The organism is Streptomyces sp. NPDC046915 (assembly GCF_040644935.1).
Classification (GTDB): Bacteria; Actinomycetota; Actinomycetes; order Streptomycetales; family Streptomycetaceae; genus Streptomyces.
On the sequence record NZ_JBEYXB010000010.1, the window covers coordinates 365,338 to 371,572 of the forward strand.

General features: G+C 70.5%; 5 protein-coding genes and 1 pseudogene. 2 read left to right on the forward strand and 4 right to left on the reverse strand.

What is annotated here, in order from left to right:
* Position 1 precedes the first annotated feature (1 nt).
* Positions 2 to 244 (forward strand): annotated as a pseudogene (locus tag ABZ915_RS27015) (diaminopimelate decarboxylase); the annotation flags it as partial.
* Between the two features lie 29 nt (positions 245 to 273).
* On the opposite strand, the gene ABZ915_RS27020 reads toward ABZ915_RS27015, so the two are convergent.
* From ABZ915_RS27020 to ABZ915_RS27035, 4 genes are all read right to left on the reverse strand, one after another.
* The gene (locus tag ABZ915_RS27020) at positions 274 to 2,244 is read right to left on the reverse strand and encodes a potassium transporter Kup (RefSeq protein ID WP_361808284.1); all 1,971 of its coding nucleotides are present in this window, start codon (positions 2,242 to 2,244) and stop codon (positions 274 to 276) included.
* A gap of 135 nt (positions 2,245 to 2,379) precedes the next feature.
* Entirely contained in the window at positions 2,380 to 3,342 is a 963-nt protein-coding gene (locus ABZ915_RS27025; RefSeq protein WP_361808287.1) for an alpha/beta hydrolase, read from the reverse strand.
* A 66-nt stretch (positions 3,343 to 3,408) separates the two neighbouring features.
* Positions 3,409 to 4,326, reverse strand: coding sequence for a GNAT family N-acetyltransferase (locus tag ABZ915_RS27030; protein ID WP_361808290.1), 918 nt, complete (start codon positions 4,324 to 4,326; stop codon positions 3,409 to 3,411).
* Positions 4,327 to 4,460: 134 nt separating this feature from the next.
* Positions 4,461 to 5,552 carry a hypothetical protein gene (locus tag ABZ915_RS27035; protein ID WP_361808293.1) on the reverse strand — a complete coding sequence of 364 codons (1,092 nt, stop codon included), beginning with the start codon at positions 5,550 to 5,552 and terminating at the stop codon, positions 4,461 to 4,463.
* A gap of 275 nt (positions 5,553 to 5,827) precedes the next feature.
* On the opposite strand from ABZ915_RS27035, the gene ABZ915_RS27040 reads away from it, so the two are divergent.
* Positions 5,828 to 6,052, forward strand: a complete 225-nt coding sequence (locus tag ABZ915_RS27040) for a hypothetical protein (protein WP_361808296.1) — start codon at positions 5,828 to 5,830, stop codon at positions 6,050 to 6,052.
* Positions 6,053 to 6,235: the final 183 nt, after the last annotated feature.

A 6,235-nucleotide genomic window follows, 5' to 3' on the forward strand; every position in this document is an offset into this window, starting at 1 on the left:
ATCCGTGGTGGGCCGCCACCGCGAGGCGGGTGACATCCTGGCCGCCGACGCGGAACTCCCCGCCGACGTACGCCCCGGCGACCTGCTCGCCGTACCCGTGGCGGGCGCGTACCACTTGTCGACGGCCTCCGGCTACAACCTGGCCGGCCGCCCGCCCGTGGCGGCGGTACGCGACGGCCTCGCCCGCCTGCTCGTCCGCCGGGAACGCCTGGAGGACATCCGCCGCAGCGACGTGGGCCCGTGACCCACCCGCGCCCCTGCCGGACAGCGCGTCTACACGTCGATGCGCGAGCCCATGATGACCGTGCGGTCACGGGGGAGGCCGAAGTACTCGGCGGCGTCGGCCGTGATGTAGGAGGTCGCGATGAACAGCCGCTTGCGCCAGGCTGCCATCGTCGGAGCCTTCCCACGCCGGAGCTCGATCTTCGACAGGAAGTAGGACGCCTGGCCGAGCTGCAAAGGCCCTTCGGTTTCGGCCGGGTCCAGCCGCGACAGCGTGCTGGGCACGTCCGGTGTCTCCGCATAGCCGAACCGGGCGGTGACGTGGATGATCCCGTCGTCGGCGTAGCCGAGGTCGTCGACGACCAGCCGCTGGTCCACGGGGATGCGGGGCACGGGCTCGGTCTCGATGGCCAGGATCACGACCTGGTCGTGCCGGACGTGGTTGTGCTCGACATTGGCTCGCATGGCCAGTGGCGTGGTCTGCTTGCCACGGTTGAGGAAGACGGCTGTGCCGGGGATCCGGAGCGTGGACACCTCGCCGCTGCGGAGTTGCTCGATGAACTCGGGCAGCGGGCCTTCCTCGCGCACCCGTTGCGCGGTGACGAGCCGGCGTCCGCGCTGCCAGGTGGTCATGACGGTGAACGCGGTGAGGCCGATCAGCAGCGGCAGCCACGCGCCGTGGACGAGCTTGGTCAGGTTGGCCGCCACGAACAGCAGGTCCACGAAGAGCAGCACGGTCGCGCCGACGGCGACCAGCCACACCGGCGTGCCCCACTTCGCCCTGGCGACGTAGAAGAACAGCAAGGTCGTGATGGTGATGGTGCCGGTGACCGCCATGCCGAACGCGAAGGCCAGCGCCGTCGAGCTGCGGAAGGCGAAGACCAGAGTGAGGACGGAGACCATCAGCAGCCAGTTGATCCAGGGGACGTAGATCTGACCGATCGTGGATTCGGAGGTGTGCGCGATGCGCAGCCTCGGCAGGTAGCCGAGCTGGGCGGCCTGGGAAGTCACCGAGTACGCGCCGGTGATCACCGCCTGGGAGGCGATCACGGTGGCCGCCGTCGCCAGCAGGACCATCGGCAGCCGCCCCCAAGCGGGCACGAGCAGGAAGAAGGGGCTGCTGATGTTGTCCGGATCGGCGAGGATCAGCGCTCCTTGGCCGAGGTAGCTCAGAACGCACGCCGGGAAGACGAGGATCAGCCAGGCGCGGGTGATCGACCGGCGGCCGAAGTGTCCCATGTCGGCGTACAGCGCCTCCGCGCCGGTGACCGCGAGCACGACGGCGGCCAGGGCGAAGAAGGCGGTTCCGAAATGACCGACCAGGAAGCCCAGGGCGTAGGCCGGCGACAGCGCTCTGAGGATCGCCGGATGGCCGGCGATGCCGGCGACACCGCACGCACCGATGGCCACGAACCAGACGATCATGACCGGCCCGAACACCCGGCCCACCGCCGCGGTTCCTCTCCGCTGCACGAGGAACAGCATGACGATGATCACGGCGGTGATCGGCACGACCGCGCTGTCCAGCGACGGCTCGACGACCTTGAGCCCTTCGACCGCGGACAGCACCGAGATCGCCGGAGTGATCATGCTGTCGCCGAAGAACAGCGACGCGCCGAAGATGCCCAGCGCCGCCAGTACGGCCGCGGTCCGCCCGGCCCGCTGCGAGCTCCAGCGCCGCAACAGGGTGATCAGCGCCATGATGCCGCCCTCGCCGTCGTTGTCGGCGCGCATCGCCAGCAGCACATAGGTGACCGTAACGATGATCATCACGGACCAGAACACGAGCGACACCACCCCGTACACGTTCTCCGTGGAGACCGGGACGGGATGCGGGTCGCTCGGATTGAACACCGTCTGGAGGGTGTAGATCGGGCTGGTCCCGATGTCGCCGAAGACGACGCCGAGAGCACCGATCACCAGTGCGAGACGCACCGTGTCGTGCGCGCTCGGACCATGAGTCTCCGGCGGCCGTGATGCGGATCCGCCGTCCGCCGCGGTCCCGTGCCGGCGATCGGCCATGTGCTCCTCCTCCGCACGGCTGCTGGCCGCGGGCCAGGTGTACTACGGCGGACGATACCGACACCTTGCACAGCCGTTCGCAGGAGCACGCCGCTCCGTTCGAGTGGCTTCACCGCGCGGCCTCTGGGGCCCGGCTCAGGGACAGGACCTGAGGAATTCGACGAGCGCCGCGTTCACCTCGTCCGGGCGTTCCTGCTGGGTCCAGTGTCCGCAGCCCGCCAGTTCGAGGGGCTCGCGCCACAGGCCGGGCATCAGGTCGGGGAGTCTCTCGATGAGTTCGGGTGTGCCGGGGAAGGCGGGGACGGGGTCGCGGTCGCCGTAGATGTACAGGGCGGGGCGGGTGACGACGGCGCCGTGCCACGGAGCGGTGAGTTCCCAGTTGCGGTCGAGGTTGCGGTACCAGTTCAGGGCCCCGGTGAAGCCCTGGGAGAAACTCTCGGTGAGTGCGTCGAGGTCGTCCTCGGTGAGCCACTCCGGCAGTACCTCGGGGTCCGGCATGCTCGCGAGCCACCCCTGCCCGGGGTGGACCAGCGGCTGCTCGACCGGGCCGGTGCGGGATGCGTCGCCGGAGGCCGAGTAGAAGAACTTGCGCAGTGCGGTACGGGGGTCCGCGGCGAACTCCGCGTCGGCCACACCGGGGCGGTCGAAGTAGTTCCAGTAGAACCGGCCGCCGAACCTCTCCTCCATGGCGACCAGCGGAGGCCGTGTCCCCCGGAACGGGGGTGGCACGCTCAGGCCGGCCACCCCGAGCACCAGGTCCGGTCGCAGCAGCGCGGTGTGCCAGGCGACCGGCGCGCCCCAGTCGTGCCCCACGACGTACGCCTTCTCCTCGCCCAGGGCCCGGATGAGCCCGGCGACGTCGCCGACCAGGTGGAGGATGGTGTAAGCGCCCACGTCGTCGGGATGGTCGCTGCGTCCGTATCCACGCTGGTCCGGGGCGACCACGCGGAAGCCCGCGTCGGCGAGAGGGCCGAACTGGTGGTGCCAGGAGTGCCATGACTCGGGGAAGCCGTGCAGGAGCACCACCAGGGGGCCGGCGCCCTGCTCGGCGATGTGCAGCCGAACGCCGTTCACGTCAACCATTCGATGATCGAGCATGTTCATGAGCCTATGCCGTACGTGATCGGGGCCGGCGGCGTTGCCCAGCGGTACACGCTGCGCCCTCTAGGTCGTCCGCAGGCTCTTCCGGTGGACCGTGGAGCTGTGCCGAACCGTCATGCCCACGCGCTGGTACAGGGCGAGCGCGCCGGTGTCGGAGTGCGTCGCGAGGGTGCAGGTCCGCCGGCCCTGCCGATGGAAGGCGCGGAAGACATGACGCAGCAGCAGGCGGGCGATGCCCCGGTTGCGGTGGTCACGGTGGACGGCGACCTCCTCGATGTAGCCTTCGCCGGTCTCTGGGAGGTCCAACGAGAGTGCGGCGCCGACCAGTTGGGTGCCGTTGAACGCCAGCGCCGACATCGCGGGGGCGAAAGTGGGGCGTTCGACGGTGTGCTGGGCCCACTCCTGGTAGGACTTGCGCCGCTGCTGCCATTCGTCGAAGGCGTCCTCGACGAGCTGGTGCGCGGCGTGCTCGTCGCCGGAGAGGAACGGCCTGACGGTGATGCCCGCAGGCGGCTCGGGTACCGCCGGCTCGTCGGGCATGGCGAACTCCAGCAGCCATTCGGTCACCATCGGCGAATATCCGCGGGAGCGCAGCAGTGCGACGGCGTCCGTGTCGTCGTCCGGCACGGTCTGGACGATCTGTTCGCTCCCTGCCTGGCGGGCCCTGGCCTCGGCCCAGTCCAGGAGCACGGTGCCGAGACCGCGGCCCCGATGCCGGGGGTGCACATCCACCTCGGAGCGCCGGTCCACCCAGGCACGAGCGGCCAGTTGCCCCGCCTGGTCGTGGATCAGCAGGGTGTCGAGTTGTGGGGCCAGTCCCGGCCGGGCGAGGACGGCAGCGACGGCCCCGGTGTCGGTCTGCCACCGGCCGTACAGCTCGCGCTCGCACGCCGAGACGAGGCGATGGATGGCGCTGATGTCATCGGCTGTCGCTGGGCCTGCCCGGTAGCCCGGAGGCAGGGCGGGCACGAGGTCTGGCATCGGTGGACACTCCCGGCACGTCGCGTCTGGCACGGCCCGGCGGTCTCCGGCCAGGCACAGCATCGCGACAGTGTTCCGTTCGGCCGGGGGCGGATCAAGGCAATATCCGGACCGGCGCCTCGGAGCGCCGCCGGCTAGTCGGCAGTGAGCAACGTCCGGGCAAGGGCGCGGAGTTCTTCGTCCGGATGGCCCTGTCCCGAAAGAGGCGAGTCAGCGATCAGACGGAGCGGCGAGAAGGCGAAGCCGCGAAGGGTGGGGCGGAGCTCCTCCGGGACCTGGCCGGTGGCGGCGAGGGCCTTGAGCGCGTGGAGGCCGACCGGGGTGGGGCCGACCGACTCGACAAGGACGGGGACGACGCGGTCCGGGGATCCGGTGATCCAGTGGAGAGCCTCGGCGGCCGCCACTCGAGTCCACTCGTACCCTGCCCCCAGCAGAGGCTCGATGAACGGCAGCAGCGGAGCGGCGGCGCTGCCCAGCGGCTTCAGCGTGCTCAGGTACCAGTGCGTCTGGCCCCTCCCGGACAGCAGCCCTTCGAACGTGCGAAGGGCCAGATCGACGTCCCCGGTCAGCTGGTGGTGGGCCACGGCCGCCGCGGCACGCAGAGCGAGGTCGCTGCTCTGCGTGGCCGCGCACAGCAGGTCGGTGGTCTCCCGCGTTGCGATGCCGTCGGCTCCGAGCCGGCGGGCGGCAACGATGGCCGCACGACGGGTCCGCAGGCACGCGACGAGTTCCGGCAGAGCCTGGCGGGCCGCGGCACCGAACGGCGCGAGAGCCCCGACAAGGGCGATGCCTTCGTTCCCGGTGGCGCCCGCTGCCAGCTCCCGGCGGATCACGGGTATCAGCTGGTCGCCCGCCTCGGGGAAGTGCCGCGCTGCCGCTGCGAGCAGCCGGGCGCCGGGGCGGCGCAGTACCAGTTCCAGGCCGCGGAGGTCACGTGAGTGCACCAGAGCGAGGAGCGCCGGCCCGGCGGTCTCTTCGTCGGCACCTGCCGCGTACCGGTGCAGCGTGTCGCGGAGATCGGCGTCCGGCTCGGGCAGATGCTCGATCCAGTGGCCGATGGTGCGCAGACGGCCGGCAAGGGCGCGGGCGCTCCTCTGCTGAGGCAGCGCCGCCAGCAGCAGATCCAGCACCGCCGGCTCCCGGTCTCGCCAGGTCCCGGTGATCTCCTCGGCCAGCCAGGAACCGCGCGAACCGATGTCCCCTGCCGTGATCCAGCGTGCGGCCACCGCCTCGTCCCGGAAGCGGCCGACCGTGGCGTCGAGATCTCCCGGGACCTCCTGACGGAGCCCAGCCCATCCTCGCGCGCCGGCCTCGCTGATCGCCGCGGTATGCGAGCACGTCGACGTCGTACCGCAGTCCTACGTGAACTGGCCCCTGATGACGTCGCGGAAGAGGGCCGCAGGTTCCTACGGGACACCATCGACGATCCGACCCATGAGACCGTCCATATTGTGTGGATCGCCGAAGGGATGGTGAAGAGGGGCCCGACCGAGAAGCGGCCATGTCCCGCCTCAGGCTTGTCCGCGACGAGCACGGGATCCCGGCCGACAGCCGGTTGCGGTCCGCACGGGCCGTTGCCGCCTGTCCCGCCGACGACGGTGACGTCGCCCACGCACTGCTCGCCGCGCTCCCCGCCGACACGGACCAGTCGGACCGCGGATGGTGGCAAGCGTCCCTGCTGGCCGACGCCTTGGAGAAGGCCGGCCGAGGTGAGCGATCCCGATGATCCCAGCGACGAGTTCTGGTCGCATGGGCTGCGCGACACAAGGCCGCAGCCCTTGTTGAGGCCTTGCTGCGCCTGTCGTACCGGGTAAGTGCGCCACGAGGCGCCGTGGAATCGAGTGAGGTGAGAGACCTTCACCACCGGGTTGTCGTAGCAATCCGGTTGAAGCGGGGGGCAGTTCGGTTC